This is a genomic window from Streptomyces sp. CB01881 (assembly GCF_002953255.1).
In the GTDB taxonomy this organism is placed as follows: domain Bacteria; phylum Actinomycetota; class Actinomycetes; order Streptomycetales; family Streptomycetaceae; genus Kitasatospora.
The window spans coordinates 7,188,986-7,203,766 of sequence record NZ_CP026498.1; the positions used below are offsets into that span (position 1 = coordinate 7,188,986).

The window sequence follows — 14,781 nt, forward strand, 5'->3', positions numbered from 1 at the left end:
GGGATCCGTGCGGCCCGCCCGCCCGCAGTCGGGCGGGCCGCACCCCGCACGACCAGACCAGACCTGGACCCGACCGTGACCGTCACCTGGTACGACCACGAGCCGGCGGCCGGGGATCCGCTGCCCGGTTCCCCGGCCGCCTTTCCTTCCGAAGAGGCCGCCGACGCCACCGTCCCTCCGGTGTTCGTGGACTCCTCCGGCCGCCGCCAGCGGCGGGTACGCAGGCTCGGCCTGCTGCTCGCCGTGCCGGCCGCCGGCTACCTGGCGCTGCTGGCCAGCACCCTGCTCGGCGGCCCGACCGTCAGCGCGCCGTTCCTGCCGCTGCCGCCCGGGCCGAGCGCCGCCGCGCCCGCACCGGCCGACCCGGAGCCCACCGTGGGACCGACGATCACCGGCTCGCCCGGGCCGGACAGTGTGCAGCCCGGGACGGCGCGGCCGGCGGCGGCCGACCACCGCGCCGGTGCCCCGGCCTCGGCCACCCCGCGGCCGTCCGCGCCCGCGTCGGCCCCGTCGGCCGGACCGTCCGCGCCGCCGGCCGCCCCGTCGGCCAACGCCGGGGGCAACGGGAACGGGAACGGCAACGGCAACGGCGGGTCCAATGCGACCGCCACCCCCGGCCACGGCCGCCCGACCGACGCACCCGGCAACTCCGGCAACGGGGGCGGCAAGCCCGGCAAGGCCACCCCGACGCCCTGACACCGACGCCCTGACGCCGACGCCCTGACGCCGACGCGCCGGACCCTACGCGCCGGACCCTACGCGCCGGAACCCGCCGTCCCCCGGCCCCGATGCCCGTGCCACCCGCCGTCCCCCGCCCCCGGCCCTCCCGAAAGCGCCCCCGTGAGCACCTCCCGCCGCCGAAGAACCGCCCGCCCGGCCCCGCGCGCCCGCCGCGGCCGCCGCGGCGTCGTCCGCCAGGGACCGCTGCGCACCCACTGGCTGCTGCTGACCGCCCTGCTGCTCACCCTCGCCGCCGCCCTGCTGATCCAGGGCTACACCCAGCACCTCTTCGACCACCGCCCCGACCAGGACGCCCGCCCGGCCGGCGCGGCGACCGTCCCCGAGGCGGTCCGCACCGGCGGCCCGGTGATCGACGCGGCCGGCCCGCAGCCCCGCAGCGCGGGTCCGAAGCCCGGCACGGTCGCGCTGACCTTCGACGACGGCCCGGACCCGCGTTGGACCCCGGAGGTCCTGGACACCCTGCGCCGCAACGGCGTGCACGCCACCTTCTTCGTGGTCGGCACCCAGGCCGCCGCCCACCCCGACCTGGTCCGCCGGATCGTCGCCGAGGGCCACCAGCTCGGCGTGCACACCTTCACCCACACCGACCTCGGCACCCAGCCCGCGTGGCGCCGCTCGCTGGAGCTGCGCGAGACCCAGCTGACGCTGGCCGGAGCGGCCGGGGTGACCACCTCGCTGCTGCGCCCGCCCTACTCGTCCACCGCCGACGCCCTGGACGACCCGGCCTGGTCCGCCGTCCAGCAGGCCGGCCGCGAGGGCTACCTCACCGTGCTCACCACCCGGGACAGCGAGGACTGGCGCCGCCCGGGCATCGAGTCCATCGTGAACACGGTCATCGGCGAGCCCGGCAACCGGCAGGGCCAGATCGTGCTGATGCACGACGCGGGCGGCGACCGCATGCAGACCGTCGCCGCCCTGGACGGCCTGCTGCCCCAGATGAAGGGGATCGGCTTCCGCTTCACCACCGTCAGCGAGGCGGTCGGCCTGCCCGACCCGGTCCGCCCGGCCACCGGGACCGAGCACTGGCAGGGCCTCGCCCTGATCCAGGTGCTGCGGACCGGCGACGGGACGCTGACCGTGCTGGGCTGGCTGCTCTACGCGGCGGGCGCGGTCAGCGTGGTGCGCGCGGTCGTCGTCCTGGTCGCCGCCCGCCGGCACCGGAAGCTGCGCCGGCGCCGGTCGTGGGGCCCGCCGGTCACCGAGCCGGTCAGCGTGATCGTGCCCGCGTACAACGAGTCGGCCGGCATCGAGGCCGCCGTCCGCTCGCTGCTCGCCTCCGACCACCCGGTCGAGGTCATCGTGGTGGACGACGGCTCCACCGACGGCACCGCCGACCTGGTCGAGTTCCTGCACCTGCCCTACGTCCGGGTGATCCGGCAGGCCAACGCGGGCAAGCCGGCCGCCCTCAACACCGGCATCGCCGCCGCCCGCGCCGAGCTGCTGGTGATGGTCGACGGCGACACCGTCTTCGAGCCGGACGCCGTCCGGATGCTCGTGCAGCCCTTCGCCGACCCGGCGGTGGGCGCCGTCTCCGGCAACGCCAAGGTGGTGAACCGCGGCGGGCTGCTCGGCCGCTGGCAGCACATCGAGTACGTGGTCGGCTTCAACCTGGACCGCCGGCTCTTCGACCTGGGCGAGTGCATGCCCACCGTCCCGGGCGCGGTCGGTGCCTTCCGCCGTTCGGCCGTGCTCGCGGCCGGCGGCGTCGGCGACGAGACCCTCGCCGAGGACACCGACCTCACGATGGCCCTCTGCCGGGACGGCTGGCGGGTCGTGTACGAGGAACGCGCGAAGGCCTGGACGGAGGCGCCGGCCTCGCTCTCGGCCCTGTGGCGGCAGCGCTACCGCTGGTGCTACGGCACCCTCCAGGCGATGTGGAAGCACCGCGGCGCGCTGCGCCAGGGCGGGCAGGCGGGCAAGCTGGGCCGGCGCGGCCTCGGGTACCTGCTGCTGTTCCAGGTGCTGCTGCCGCTGCTCGCCCCGGTGGTGGACGTCTTCGCGCTCTACGGGCTGGCCTTCCTCGACCCGGTGCGGGTCCTCGGTCTCTGGCTGGCGTTCCTGCTGGTCCAGCTGCTGATGGGCGTCTACGCGTTCCGGCTGGACGGCGAGCGGCTCGGTCCGCTGTGGAGCCTGCCCCTGCAGCAGTTCGTGTACCGGCAGTTGATGTACCTGGTGGTGATCCAGGCGGTGTTCACCGCGCTGGCCGGGTCCCGGCTGCGCTGGCAGCGGATGCAGCGGTACGGCAGCCTGCGGGTGCCGGTCCAGGACGACCCGGCGGCCGTACGTCCGGAACCGGTGGGGGTCGGCGGCTATCGTGCACAGGTGCACGAGGCGGTCCGGGACCCCGGGCAGGGCACGTGAGGGGAGCTCCAGATGATCGGACGGGCGCTTAACGGGCGTTACGAACTCGTCGAGATGCTCGGCGTCGGCGGCATGGCCACCGTCTGGCGGGGCGTGGACCACGTGCTGGGCCGCCAGGTGGCCGTCAAGGTCCTCAACGGGGGCCTCGCCGACGACCCGCGCTTCGCCGAGCGGTTCAGCCGTGAGGCGCAGCACGCCGCGATGCTGGTGCACCCGAGGATCGTCATGGTCTTCGACTCCGGTGTGGACCAGGGGTCGCCGTACATCGTCATGGAGCTGGTGAACGGGCGCTCGCTGGCCGCCCTGCTCGCCCAGCAGCCGGGCCTGCCGGTGGAGCGGGCGGTCGGCATCGCGGCGGCCGTGTGCGAGGCGCTGGCCGTCGCGCACGGCGCCGGCCTGGTGCACCGCGACATCAAGCCCGGCAACATCATGATCACGGACGACGGCGGGGTGAAGGTCGTCGACTTCGGCATCGCCCGGGCCGGCTCCTCCAGCAACCTCACCCAGACCGCCTCGGTGCTCGGCACGGCGGCGTACCTCTCGCCGGAGCAGGCCACGGCGTCCGCGCTGGACGGGCGCACCGACCTGTACGCGGTCGGCTGCGTGCTGACCGAGATGCTCACCGGCGCCACCCCGTTCACCGCCGAGTCGCCGGTGGCGATCGCGTACAAGCACGTCGGCGAGCAGCCGCTGCCGCCGTCGGCGAGACGGGCCGGGGTGCCGGCCGCGCTGGACGCGGTGGTGCTGCGGCTGCTCGCCAAGAACCCGGCCGACCGGCCGGCGGACGCGGCGGCGGCGCGGGCCGAGCTGCTCTCCTGCATCCCGGGACTGGTCGTCGGCGACCCGACGGGCGAGCTCCTCGGCGTCGCCTCGGCCGGTCAGGCCACCCAGGTGCTGCCGCCCGTGCCCGTCCAGGCGGCGCACGTCCATGCCTCGCCCGCCACCTCGGTGATGGCGCCCGTCCCGCCCGCGCCGCCCGGCTACGACGCGCCCGGCTACGCCCCGCAGGCTTTCGACGAGCCCGTCCGGGAGAGCCGCCGCAAGCCGCTGGTCTTCGGCGCGCTCGGCCTGGTGGGGGTCGCGGGCGCCGCGATGTTGGCGCTCACCGCCTTCGACGACCCGGCCACCCCGGCCGCCGCCCCCTCCGTCACCAAGCCCGCCCAGACCACCCCGGCGGCCCCGGCGCCCACCCCCACCGCGACCACCGCCGCGCCCACCGGCCCGGCCGCGATCCCCACGCCGTCGGCCACCGTGGCCCCGCCGCGCGGCCAGGTCGGGGCCGTGGCCATCCAGCTTCTCGCCCTCCGCCAGTCCGTCGCCCAGGCCCAGGTCACCAAGGAGCGCGACCGTCAGCTCGACCTGCTGCGCACCCTCGACGACGCGTCCGCCCGCCTCAACGAGGGTCGGCCGGACGACGCCGCACAGGAGTTGAAGAACGCTCAGAAGACCGTCCGGGACATGGCCAAGAAGCACGCCGTCGACGCCGCGACGTCCGCGAACTGGAACACCCGCCTCAGCATCATGATCGTGTCCCTCAACGCCTCGGACCACGACCAGAACGACTGAGCGGCCCCGCCCGCCCTCGCCGGGGAGCAGGAGGCCGGCCGGTCCGGCTTCCTGCTCCCCGGCCAGGTGCGGCCCGCCCCCGGCCGTGCGCACCGCCCGCTCAGCCGGCGGCCCGGCTGGTGGCCTCCCAGGCGGCCCAGTCGGCCTTGCGCCGGTCGGCGGACTGCTGGGCGACGTCGTACATGGCGCTGCCGAGGACGAGCCGCAGGGGCGGCTGCTCGCTCTCGACGAGGGCGAGGACGGCCTTGGCGGCGTCGGCCGGGTCGGCGTCCTCGGCGTCGCCCCACATCTCGGCGAGGGCGGTGTGCAGCGGCTCGTACGCCTCGTGGCGGGGCTGGACGCGCATGGTGGTGTAGAGGTCGGTGGTGTAGCCGCCGGGCTCGACGATGGTGACCTTGATGCCGAACGGCGCGACCTCCTGCGCGAGCGCCTCGGTCATGCCCTCCAGCGCCCACTTGCTCGCGCTGTACAGCCCGGTGGTGGCGAAGCCGATGACGCCGCCGACGCTGGAGATCTGGATGATGTGGCCGCTCCGCCGGGCGCGCAGGTGGGGGAGGACCGCCTGGGTGACCCAGAGCGCCCCGAAGAAGTTGGTTTCGAGTTGGGCCCGGGCGTCCTCCTCGGTGAACTCCTCGACGGTGCCGCTGGTCATGAGGCCGGCGTTGTTGACGACGACGTCGATGCGGCCGAAGGCGGCGGCGGCCTTGTCGACGGTGGCCGCGACGGCTTCGCGGTCGGTGACGTCGAGGGGGAGGACGACGATCCGGCCGGGGTGTTCGGCGGCGGTCGGGTCGAGGAGTGCGGTGCGGCGGGCGGTGGCCACGACCCGGTCGCCCGCGGCGAGCGCGGCGCGGGTGAAGGCGAGGCCGAGGCCGCTGGACGCGCCGGTGACGAACCAGACGCGGTCGTTGGTGTTTCGGGTCATCGCGATGGCCTCTCGGTCTCTGCCCACTAACTGAACGAGACGGTTCGTCTCGCGAGCTCCACTATGAACCTTGCGGGAGCGATCGTCAAGACGAGACGGTTCGTCTCGTTCGATCCTCTCGTTCGGCCCCCTGTTAGCGTCGTGACCGGCTCTGACGATCACGGGAGGGGAGCGGACGTGCAGGAAGTGACGCGTCACCAGGTGGGCGAGGAGCGCATCGCCGCGGCTCTGGAGGACATCAGGCGCCGGGCCTTCGGCCGCTGGCACGGGCTGCGCTACGACAGCCTGTCCCTGAAGCGGATGCGGGAGATGGGCGCGGAACTCCTCGACCACGCCGCCGCGTGCACCCTGGAGGACCCCGCGCTCGACGCCGCCCCCGCGCGGCTGGCCCTGCGGACCGCGGCGGAGTGCAGCCTCGGGGTGCTGAGTCTCGGGGCCTTCCCCGAGGGCGACTTCGAGGTCGTCCTCCCGCTCGTCGACCAGCGGCTCTCCAGCGAGAACTTCGCCTTCGGGGACGCCGTGGACGAGGCGCCCACCGCACGGACCTGGGTGGACGCGTTCGCGATGGCCGTGATCACCGGCCTGCTCCGGGAGCCGGCGCGGCTGGTCGGCCCGCTGCTCAAGGAGGACTACGCGCCCGCGATCCGCGACGGGGTGCCGTACTCGCGCCTGGAGTCGGTCTCCGAAGCGGCCGACCTCGCCGAGATGGACGCCCTCTGTGCGTACCTGCCCGACCTGGCGGACACCTGGCCCCGGTCGCGGATCGCGTCCGACCCCCTGGTCAGGCCGGACGCCGACGCGCGTGCGGAGGCGGCCCGGCGGCTGGACGCGGCCGGTGCGCTCACCCCCGACCAGCGGCTGCTGCGCGTCCTCCTCGACGACGACCGGCCTGCCTTCGAGCAGGCCCTGGCCGACCGCCTCCGCCGGCACCGCGAGGAGGCGGGCCCCGACCCGGAGCCGCGGAGCCTGCTGCCGGTCGGCGCGATCGCGCTGGCCGCCGTCGCCGTCCAGGCGTGCGGCTGGCAGCCGGGCCTGCGCTCCGGCTACCTCCCGGAGGGGCTCCTGCGGCCCTGACGGCCGCCGCGGGCGACGACCCGGTCGAGATCATCCTGTGGCCCGGCGGCTCGGGCCGGGGTTCGTCGTTCAGCAGGCCGGTCCGCCGCCCGCCGCGGGCCCGGTGAGGATGCGCCGGAGCCAGCGGGAACGGGCGTCACGGGCGTCCCGGCTGAGCGCCGCCTGCGGTGCGAAGGAGTCGAAGCCGTGGAACGCACCGGGCCACACGTGCAGTTCGGCCTGGCCGCCGGCCCGCCAGATCGCGTCGGCGTACGCCACGTCCTCGTCCCGGAAGGTCTCCGCCGACCCGACCTCGATGTAGGCCGGGGGTAGCCCGGACAGGTCCGTGGCGCGGGCGGGGGCCGCGTAGGGCGGCAGGTCGGCGGCGCCGTACCGGTCGCCCAGCAGTGCCTGCCACGCGGTGGCGTTGGAGGTGCGGTCCCAGGTGTCGACGCCGGCCATCTGGTGGCTGGAGAAGGTGGTGTTGCGGTCGTCGAGCATCGGGAAGAGGAGCAGCTGCCCGACCGGCGTGGGCCCGCCCCGGTCACGGGTGAGCAGCGCCAGGGCCGCGGCGAGCCCGCCGCCGGCACTCTTGCCGCCGATGACGATGCGGTCCGCGTCGATGCCGAGTTCGGCCGCGTGCTCGGACACCCAGACGAGGCCGGCGTAGCAGTCCTCCAGCGGCCCGGGGTACCGCGTCTGCGGCGCCAGCCGGTACTCCACCGAGACGACCGCCACCTCCAGGGTGAGGGCCACGTCCTGGAGCAGCGGAAGCACGGACCACGCGTTGCCCACGACCATGCCGCCGCCGTGCAGGTAGTACAGCAGCGGCAGCGGCCCGCCGATCCCGGCGGGGCGCGCACTCACGAGCGTCACGTCCGGATCGCCCGCCGCCCCCGGCACCCGCAGCTCCTCCACTTCGAAGCGGCCACCGTCCCGGAGTTCGGAAACCGTCGGCCTGGGCCGGTCGGCGGCGTCCTGCGCCTGCCGGGCTTCGAGGTTCTCGGGTGTGAGCGGCTCCCCGGCCGCGCCGCCCGATGCCGCGAGGATCGCGGCCAGTTCGGGGTCGAAGGGCGGCGTCGCACAGGCCGCCGGGACAGACCCGGACTCCGCCGGTATGTCACTGATACTCATGACAGTCCATCATGCCGCGCACGACGACCGGCCGACCATGGCTGTGCCCGGCTGGTCCGGTCCGCCCTCGCGCCGGTCTATGCGGGAACGTGAATGATCCTTGCCCGGCGGTCGGCTGCTCTCTAGGGTCCTGACCACGAGTCCGCAGCGTGTGTGGAGGAAGAGCAATGGAGCTCACGAGGATCGCGGGCGGTGACCCGGACTGCCGGAACGACGACTGCCCGACCGTCTACACGACCGACCGGGGGACCATCGCGGTGCAGGGCTACACCGTGGACCGGCCGACCCCGGACGGCGAGGCCGTGGTCGAGATCCCCGAGGCTGTTCTGCGGGAGGCGTTCCGTGCTCTTGGCTGGTGAGGCCTGGCGCGCGTTCTTCGATTCGTTCGAGCATGAGGCGTTCCGGCTGGAGGTCCGGAGTTCCTATGCCATGCCGGGCGAGGACGAGGAGTACCGGGACTTCCTGGCCACAGGTGAACTGCGCATCCCCGCTGACGATCCGTGGCTCACACGTGTGCGGCAGTACCGCTCCACGGGGCGTCGGATCGGCCGAGTGCATGTTCTCACCCGACCGTTGTCGGACTACCTGCGGTACGAGTTCGCGGCTTACGCCCACAACGTCGAGGCCGGGGAGGACGTCAGGATTCTCGATCTGACCGGGAAGGAGAACCCAGGCCTTCCGGATCAGGATTTCTGGATGTTCGACGGATCGAAGGTCGTCGGGATGATGTACGGGCCGGATGGTGCGCAGACCGGCCGGGAGCTTCTGGCGAACCCGAACCTCGGCCAGTACCGGTACTGGCGTGATCTGGCCGTCTCGTTGTCGGTTCCGTTCGCGGAGTACAGCGCAGATTGACTCATGATCCCGGTAGAGCCGGAGAGCAGCGTCGAGACCTTGCGTCAGCGCTCAAGGATCTCCGGCGCGCCTCCGGCCTTTCCGGGGAACGTCTGGCCGTCCGGTGCGGGATGAGTCAGAGCAAGATCTCCCGGATCGAGAACGGGAGGGTGCTGCCCTCGGTTGTCGACGTGCAGCAGATTCTCAGTGGTCTCGGCGTCGATGACGACTTGGCGCGCGAGCTCCTGGCGCTGGCCAGTGTGGCGAACGCCGAGTACGAGGACGTCAGGTCATCGGTGCGGCGCGGTCTGCACCTGCGACAGCGTGAGCTCGCCGCTCTTGAGGCCGGCGCCACGCACATCCGCTACTTCCTGCCCGCGATGCCGTCCGGGCTCCTTCAGACGCCCGAGTACATGCGTACGGCGATGAGTCCGCCTGTCGACCCCGCCGACGGGGACGTGTCTCAAGCCATCTCGCTCAAACTCGGACGGCAGGCTGTTCTGTACGACCAGGACAAGAATTTCGACTTCCTGCTGACGGAGTCGGCCGTTCGCTGGCGGTTGTGCGAACCGCTGGTCATGGCGACGCAGCTTGACCGCCTCGTGTCCCTCTCCCACCTGCCGAATGTCACGATCGGGATTGTGCCGCTGTCGGCCCAGGTGGCGGATGCCCCGTTCCACACATTTACGGTTTACGGTGCCAAATTGGTGACCATCGAGCTGTTCACCGGAAGACTGGTGCTCCGCGATCCCAAGGATATTGACCACTACCGGGCCCTCTTCGATTTCTTTCGCGTCGAGTCGGTCGATGGTGATCCCGCCAGGTCCATGCTCGGCCGATGGGCCGACGAATTCCGACGGGCCGCGTAGCGAGATATGCAGTGACGTGAATTCCTCGTGCCATTGCCCGTGTGGTGCCCCTACCTTGGTGCCCGGCCACCAGAGGCGCAGCGACGAGGAGGCACACAGATGAGGCAGGCGTCCGTACCGCCGTGGGGCACGAGCAGGATGCAGCCGTTCGCGGCGGCCGTCGCCGTTCCGGTGTTCACGCCGGTGATCGATCCGCGGACGCAGGTCGTCGTGATCGTGGACGGGGAGGGCCGTACGGTCGAGTTGGGGGGTCACGGCACCAGTACCAGCGGGTTGACGCCCACCATGACCAGTCCCGGTGACGGGTCCGGGCCGGGTGGGGCGACCGATGCCGACTCCACGGAGTCCTACGACCAGGACCAGAGCTCCGGCTGATGGCCGACGGTGGCGGGTCGGTGCTGGTGCTGACCAACTCCCTTGATGTGACTGCGGATGTGGTGCTGCGCGTGCTGGCCGGGCGTGGTGTTCCGGTGGTGCGGTTCGATCCCGGCGCGGACCTCCACTCGGGTGCCTCGCTGACCGCCGCGTACGGTGCGGGCGGTCAGCGAGGCGTCCTGAGCACTCCGAGCCGGGCGCTGGACCTCAACCGGGTGCGGTCGGTCTGGGTTCGCCGGGCCTCTCCGTACGAAGGTCCTCCCCAACTGGGAGCGCAGGAACGACGGTTCGCGGCCGCCCAGTGCCTGTGGGGTGCGGGAGGAGTCCTCGCCTCGCTCCCGGGTGCGCACTACGTCAACCATCCGTGGGCCAACCGGGCGGCCGAGTACAAGCCGGCGCAGCTCGCGGTGGCCCGACGGCACGGGTTGTCGGTGCCGGACACGCTGGTCACCAACGAGCTGCGTGCCGCGCGGGAGTTCGCGGCGGGTCAGGCCGGCGGCGTGGTCTACAAGCCGTTGTGGAACACCGCGTACGAGGTGGACGGCCTGCCGCACCAGGTGTGGGTGCGGCAGGTGCGGGCCGGTGAGCTGACCGCGGGGGTGGAGGTCTGTCCGCACATGTTCCAGGCCAAGGTGGACAAGGCTTTCGACGTGCGGCTGACGGTTGTCGGCGGCCGGTTGTTCGCGATCCGGATCGACAGTCCGGATCTCGACTGGCGCCGTCGGCAGGATCTCATGGAGTGCACGCCGGTTGCGGTTCCCGGGCAGGTCGCGGGTGCTGTTGTGGGCTTCCTCGGTGAACTCGGGCTGGTGTACGGCGCGTTCGACTTCGCGGTGTCCCGGGCCGGTGAGTGGTACTTCCTGGAGTGCAATCCCAACGGGCAGTGGGCCTGGCAGCCGCCCGAGACCACCGGTGCGATCGCCCAGGCGATCGCCGACCAGTTGCAGAGAGGTCCCGACCTGTGAGCCCGTCCGCAGAACTCCGTGCCGCCCTGGTCGACCGGCTGGTTCAGGACGGCACGCTGGCCGATCCCGTGTGGCGCAGGGCGGCGCAGGCCGTCCCGCGTGAGGTGTTCGTCGGCTCCTACTTCGAGCCGGTGCCGGGGAGCGCACCGACCGCCTACCGGCCGGTGCGCCGGGGTGAACCCGGCTGGCTGGAGGGGGTTTACGAGGACCGGACGCTGATCACCCAGCTCGACGGCGTGGTCGGCCCGGGTGATGTGGGCGGGGAGCCGGTCGCGGGCTCCCCGTCCTCCTCGTCCACCCTCCCGTCGCTGGTGCTGCGGATGTGGCAGCAACTCGGCAGCGCGCCGGGTCACCGCGTGCTGGAGATCGGCACCGGGACGGGGTACTCGACGGCTCTGGGCGCTCACCGGTTCGGGGACGCCAACCTGACGAGCATCGAGTACGACCCGGTGGTGGCCGGGGCAGCCGCGGTCGCGCTCAAGGAGGCGGGCTATGCGCCTCGGCTGGTCATCGGGGACGGCCTGCGCGGGGATCCGGGCGGGGGAGTGTACGACCGGCTGATCGCCACGTGTTCGGTCCGGTACGTCCCGGTGTCCTGGCTGCACCAGGTGAGGCCGGGCGGCCGGATCCTGGTCACGCTCTGTGGCTGGAGCTACGCGTCCGGGCTCGCGCTGCTGACCGTCACCGGGCCGGGCAGCGCGACCGGCCGGTTCCTGCCGGGGTTCACCAGCTTCATGATCGCCCGCCCGCACGACCGCCCGCCCCGGCCGGCCCTCGCCCTGCTACCGGGGGAGGAGCGGGTGAGCAGGATCGATCCGGCGGTCATCGGTACGTGGACGGGTGGGTGGGTCGCCCAGCTCGCGGCGCCGTCGGCGGAGCGGATGGGGGCGGGCGGTGAGCAGGTCCTCGTGGACGTGGCCACGGGTTCGCAGGCCCGGACGACGCCCGGCCCGGACGGTGGTTGGCCCGTGAGCCAGCGCGGGCCGCTCCGGCTCTGGGACCAGGTCGAGCGGGCCGTCGAGGCGTGGCAGAAGGCCGGCGCGCCGCATCAGGAGGGGTTCGGGATCACGGTCTCGGGCGCGGGGCAGCGGGTGTGGATCGGATCCGAGGACGGCCAGGGCTGGGACCTGCCGATCTGAGGGGGAGGGCCGCGGACACGGCCCGGCGCCGGCGCGGTTGACGGCGCACGGCGTACCACGCCGGGCAGAGGCCGGGGATCAGGTCGACGCCGACGACGGCGACCGGCATGACGGTGGAGAGGGTGCGCGCGTGGTCGTAGGCCTTGTGGGAGCCCTCCGGAGCCCGGACGGCCATCCGGTGAATGCGTCAGTACGTGGCCGTGGCGGTCACGGGTCTGTCCGGGCGAAGCCGACAGGCGCGCCGCAGCGGTCATGAAGCGTCCAGCTCGAAGCTCTCCACCACCAACACCAGCTCCTCCACGGCGACCTCCGTGGCCGTGTCGCTGAGTGACGGCGCCGAGTACTGCTTGGGCCAGGCGTTGGTGAACTTCCACCGCAACGACGGGTTGCCCGCCTCGTCGTTGAGCACGATGTGGCCGGTGCGGCGGATCACGGTGCCCTCCAGTACGGATCGCCGCCAGTCCCACAGCTCACGGTTGGTGGTGAAGCCGCGCTTGAGCGTGATGTCACCGAACTTCTTCAGCCCCGGGAGCTTGATGACGGCAAAGTCCATGTTGCCCTCGCGGTACTCGATCACGTCCTGCTCGGTGTTGGCCCCGCTGCACTCGGAGAAGCCGTGCGAGCCCGACAGCCCGTCGACGATCAGAGTGAAATTGAACGCGGCGAATGGATTGACTTGCTGTCCCGTGGTCATGGCCGTTCCTCCTCCGTACCTCGCCAGTGGCCTTCCGACCATGCCACGAGCTTGAGGACTGATCGGCTCTCCCCCTGGATCTCCACCCGTACAGGTGACAGCTGCGACCGATCGCCGCATCCCTGGCACTCTCACTGGTGCTCCGCATGCGGTGTTGCCTCATCGCCGACCTCGTCCGGAGGTCCGAGGCGGACGCTCCGCCGTTTCCCGGTTGCCGGGTACCTCGCGGCCGGGGGAGTCCGTTCACAGCGGACGAGAAGTCAGAAGGCGGAGCACCCACGCCTTTCCATGCTCAACATATAGCGCACGGGGGGCCTTGCGGCAAGGCCCCCGCGGTGCCGCAGAATCTCCGACCGAGGCCGAAATCCAAGGAAAGTCGGAGTTGCTGAATGCGTGTTTTGCTGGTGGCGTACGGGTCGCGCGGGGACATCGAGCCGATGGTCGGCCTCGCGGTGCAGTTGCAGGCGCTCGGCGCCGAGGTGCAGGTGTGCGCGCCGCCGGACTTCGCGGAGCTGCTGGACGGGTTCGGCCTCCCGCTGGCCCCGATCGGCCCGTCGGTGCGCGAGATGACGAAGGGCGCGGTGACCGGGGCGAAGCCGGCGCCGCCGGCGAGCATGCCGGAGCGTGCGGCCCGGATGGTCGCCATGACGTACGACGCGGCCTCCTCGGTGGCCGAGGGGGTCGACGTGGTGGTGGCGACGGGCCTGATCCCGGCCGCGGCGGCCGCGCGGTCGGTGGCCGAGAAGCTGGGCGTCCCCTACAAGTTCGTCTCCTACTTCCCGAGTTACCTGCCGTCGCCGCACCACCCGCCGCTCGCGTGGACGAAGCCGCTCCCGGCGGACGTGACCGACAACCGGGTGCTGTGGGAGCTGAACGCGCAGGACATGGACGAGCTGTTCGGCGGAGCGGTCAACACCCACCGCGCGTCGATCGGCCTGCCCCCGGTGGAGAACGTCCGCGACCACGTCTTCACGGGGCAGCCGTGGCTGGCGGCGGACGCGCTCCTGGGCCCGTGGCTTGAGCCGGCGGAGCTCGACGTGGTGCAGACCGGCGCGTGGATCCGGGAGGACGAACGCCCGCTCCCGGCCGGGCTGGAGGCGTTCCTGGAGGCCGGCGAGGCACCGGTCTACGTGGGCTTCGGCAGCATGCCGGTGCGCGATGCGGAGGACGTCGCCGAGGCGGTCGTCGGGGCGGTCCGCGCGCAGGGCCGCCGCGTGCTCCTCGGGAGCGGCTGGGCCGGACTGGCCCTGACCGACGACCGGGACGACTGCTTCGTCGTCGGCGAGGTCAACCAGCAGGCCCTGTTCGGCCGGGTCGCCGCCGTCGTGCACCACGGCGGTGCGGGAACGACGACGACGGCCGCCCGGGCCGGCGTGCCCCAGGTGGTGGTGCCCCAGATGGCCGACCAGCCGTACTGGGCGGGCCGGGTGGCCGACCTGGGCATCGGTGCGGCCCACGACGGCCCGACGCCGACCACCGAGTCCCTCGCGGCCGCGCTGAAGACGGCGCTGGCCCCCGAGGTCCGTGACCGGGCGGTCGCCGTGGCCGGCACGATCCGCACCGACGGCGCGGTGGTGGCGGCAAAGCTGCTGCTCGACGCGGTCGGCTGAGCGGGGCGGCAGGGGGCCGCCCCAGAATCGATTTCCGCTGGTCCCCTCGGCTTCGTCGTGAGAGCCTCGCCCCGGTGGGCACTTACGACGAGGCCGAGGTGGGCGAGCTGCTCCACCGGCGCGGCTGGCGGGCGGCGTTCACCGTCGCGGAGCAGGTGGACGCCTGGGCGTGGCTGGTCGAGACGGTCGAACGCGGCTACGACGACGATGTCGACGAGTACACCAACGACCTCTACTGCCGGAACTGGCTCCACCAGGCGTGGCTGCTGCTGCCCGATCACGTCGTCCAGCTCTGGACGCCGCAGATCAGGGCGTGGGACGACCGCTTCCGAGCAGCGACGATCGCCGACGACGGCCTGGCCCTCGAACCGTTCCACGCAATGCCCCACCCGGACATGTGGTGGTGGCGGCGTCATCCGCGGGTCCTCGCCGGGAGTCTGGGCAGGTCGCTGCGTTCGGCCGGTGCTCGCGGAACCTGCGGACCGGAGGGCCCCGAGTGAGGTCCGGGGTGGCCT

15 protein-coding genes are annotated in these 14,781 nt (G+C 72.8%); 12 read left to right on the forward strand and 3 right to left on the reverse strand.

The window, feature by feature from the left end; genetic code table 11:
• The first annotated feature begins 75 nt into the window (after nucleotides 1-75).
• The 3 genes from C2142_RS21255 to C2142_RS21265 all read left to right on the forward strand — a co-directional run bounded on the left by C2142_RS21255 (nucleotide 76) and on the right by C2142_RS21265 (nucleotide 4,668).
• On the forward strand, nucleotides 76-696 hold the full coding sequence (locus tag C2142_RS21255; protein ID WP_148644123.1) for a hypothetical protein: 621 nt from the start codon (nucleotides 76-78) through the stop codon (nucleotides 694-696).
• 144 nt (nucleotides 697-840) lie between these two features.
• Complete coding sequence (locus C2142_RS21260) at nucleotides 841-3,102, forward strand: bifunctional polysaccharide deacetylase/glycosyltransferase family 2 protein (RefSeq protein ID WP_241002704.1); 2,262 nt, start codon at nucleotides 841-843, stop codon at nucleotides 3,100-3,102.
• 12 nt (nucleotides 3,103-3,114) lie between these two features.
• On the forward strand, nucleotides 3,115-4,668 hold the full coding sequence (locus C2142_RS21265; RefSeq protein ID WP_148644124.1) for a protein kinase: 1,554 nt from the start codon (nucleotides 3,115-3,117) through the stop codon (nucleotides 4,666-4,668).
• 100 nt (nucleotides 4,669-4,768) lie between these two features.
• Here the strand turns inward: C2142_RS21265 and C2142_RS21270 are convergent, their stop codons facing one another.
• Nucleotides 4,769-5,620 carry an SDR family NAD(P)-dependent oxidoreductase gene (locus tag C2142_RS21270; protein WP_241002705.1) on the reverse strand — a complete coding sequence of 284 codons (852 nt, stop codon included), beginning with the start codon at nucleotides 5,618-5,620 and terminating at the stop codon, nucleotides 4,769-4,771.
• A 150-nt stretch (nucleotides 5,621-5,770) separates the two neighbouring features.
• On the opposite strand from C2142_RS21270, the gene C2142_RS21275 reads away from it, so the two are divergent.
• A complete protein-coding gene (locus C2142_RS21275) occupies nucleotides 5,771-6,667 on the forward strand; it encodes an immunity 49 family protein (protein ID WP_148644125.1) in 897 nt (298 codons plus the stop codon).
• 69 nt (nucleotides 6,668-6,736) lie between these two features.
• Here the strand turns inward: C2142_RS21275 and C2142_RS21280 are convergent, their stop codons facing one another.
• Nucleotides 6,737-7,780: an alpha/beta hydrolase gene (locus C2142_RS21280; RefSeq protein WP_148644126.1), complete on the reverse strand. Its 1,044-nt coding sequence runs from the start codon at nucleotides 7,778-7,780 to the stop codon at nucleotides 6,737-6,739.
• Nucleotides 7,781-7,947: 167 nt separating this feature from the next.
• Here C2142_RS21280 and C2142_RS21285 point away from each other — a divergent pair, with 167 nt between their 5' ends.
• From C2142_RS21285 to tgmC, 6 genes are all read left to right on the forward strand, one after another.
• Nucleotides 7,948-8,139 carry a hypothetical protein gene (locus tag C2142_RS21285; protein ID WP_148644127.1) on the forward strand — a complete coding sequence of 64 codons (192 nt, stop codon included), beginning with the start codon at nucleotides 7,948-7,950 and terminating at the stop codon, nucleotides 8,137-8,139.
• The gene (locus C2142_RS21290; protein ID WP_148644128.1) at nucleotides 8,123-8,635 is read left to right on the forward strand and encodes a DUF6879 family protein; all 513 of its coding nucleotides are present in this window, start codon (nucleotides 8,123-8,125) and stop codon (nucleotides 8,633-8,635) included. Before C2142_RS21285 ends, C2142_RS21290 begins: the two co-directional genes overlap by 17 nt.
• Nucleotides 8,632-9,483, forward strand: coding sequence for a helix-turn-helix transcriptional regulator (locus tag C2142_RS21295; protein WP_148644129.1), 852 nt, complete (start codon nucleotides 8,632-8,634; stop codon nucleotides 9,481-9,483). Before C2142_RS21290 ends, C2142_RS21295 begins: the two co-directional genes overlap by 4 nt.
• A 99-nt stretch (nucleotides 9,484-9,582) precedes the next feature.
• Nucleotides 9,583-9,858: a putative ATP-grasp-modified RiPP gene (gene tgmA / locus C2142_RS21300; RefSeq protein WP_148644130.1), complete on the forward strand. Its 276-nt coding sequence runs from the start codon at nucleotides 9,583-9,585 to the stop codon at nucleotides 9,856-9,858.
• A complete protein-coding gene (tgmB, locus tag C2142_RS21305; RefSeq protein ID WP_148644131.1) occupies nucleotides 9,858-10,823 on the forward strand; it encodes an ATP-grasp ribosomal peptide maturase in 966 nt (321 codons plus the stop codon). Before tgmA ends, tgmB begins: the two co-directional genes overlap by 1 nt.
• Entirely contained in the window at nucleotides 10,820-11,962 is a 1,143-nt protein-coding gene (gene tgmC, locus C2142_RS21310) for an ATP-grasp peptide maturase system methyltransferase (RefSeq protein ID WP_148644132.1), read from the forward strand. The genes tgmB and tgmC overlap by 4 nt, the downstream gene beginning before the upstream one ends.
• Before the next feature lie 250 nt (nucleotides 11,963-12,212).
• Here the strand turns inward: tgmC and C2142_RS21315 are convergent, their stop codons facing one another.
• Nucleotides 12,213-12,656, reverse strand: a complete 444-nt coding sequence (locus C2142_RS21315; protein ID WP_148644133.1) for a phage tail protein — start codon at nucleotides 12,654-12,656, stop codon at nucleotides 12,213-12,215.
• A gap of 389 nt (nucleotides 12,657-13,045) precedes the next feature.
• On the opposite strand from C2142_RS21315, the gene C2142_RS21320 reads away from it, so the two are divergent.
• Both C2142_RS21320 and C2142_RS21325 read left to right on the forward strand, forming a co-directional pair.
• Entirely contained in the window at nucleotides 13,046-14,266 is a 1,221-nt protein-coding gene (locus C2142_RS21320; RefSeq protein WP_148644134.1) for a glycosyltransferase, read from the forward strand.
• A gap of 74 nt (nucleotides 14,267-14,340) precedes the next feature.
• A complete protein-coding gene (locus tag C2142_RS21325; RefSeq protein ID WP_148644135.1) occupies nucleotides 14,341-14,766 on the forward strand; it encodes a hypothetical protein in 426 nt (141 codons plus the stop codon).
• The last annotated feature ends 15 nt before the right edge of the window (nucleotides 14,767-14,781 follow it).

Bases quoted from the DNA above. Each gene is read 5' to 3' on its own strand.
- C2142_RS21265 (WP_148644124.1), top strand. From the start codon at position 3,115: ATGATCGGACGGGCGCTTAACGGGCGTTACGAACTCGTCGAGATGCTC.
- C2142_RS21280 (WP_148644126.1), bottom strand. From the start codon at position 7,780: ATGAGTATCAGTGACATACCGGCGGAGTCCGGGTCTGTCCCGGCGGCC.
- C2142_RS21285 (WP_148644127.1), top strand. From the start codon at position 7,948: ATGGAGCTCACGAGGATCGCGGGCGGTGACCCGGACTGCCGGAACGAC.
- tgmA (WP_148644130.1), top strand. From the start codon at position 9,583: ATGAGGCAGGCGTCCGTACCGCCGTGGGGCACGAGCAGGATGCAGCCG.
- tgmB (WP_148644131.1), top strand. From the start codon at position 9,858: ATGGCCGACGGTGGCGGGTCGGTGCTGGTGCTGACCAACTCCCTTGAT.
- C2142_RS21315 (WP_148644133.1), bottom strand. From the start codon at position 12,656: ATGACCACGGGACAGCAAGTCAATCCATTCGCCGCGTTCAATTTCACT.
- C2142_RS21320 (WP_148644134.1), top strand. From the start codon at position 13,046: ATGCGTGTTTTGCTGGTGGCGTACGGGTCGCGCGGGGACATCGAGCCG.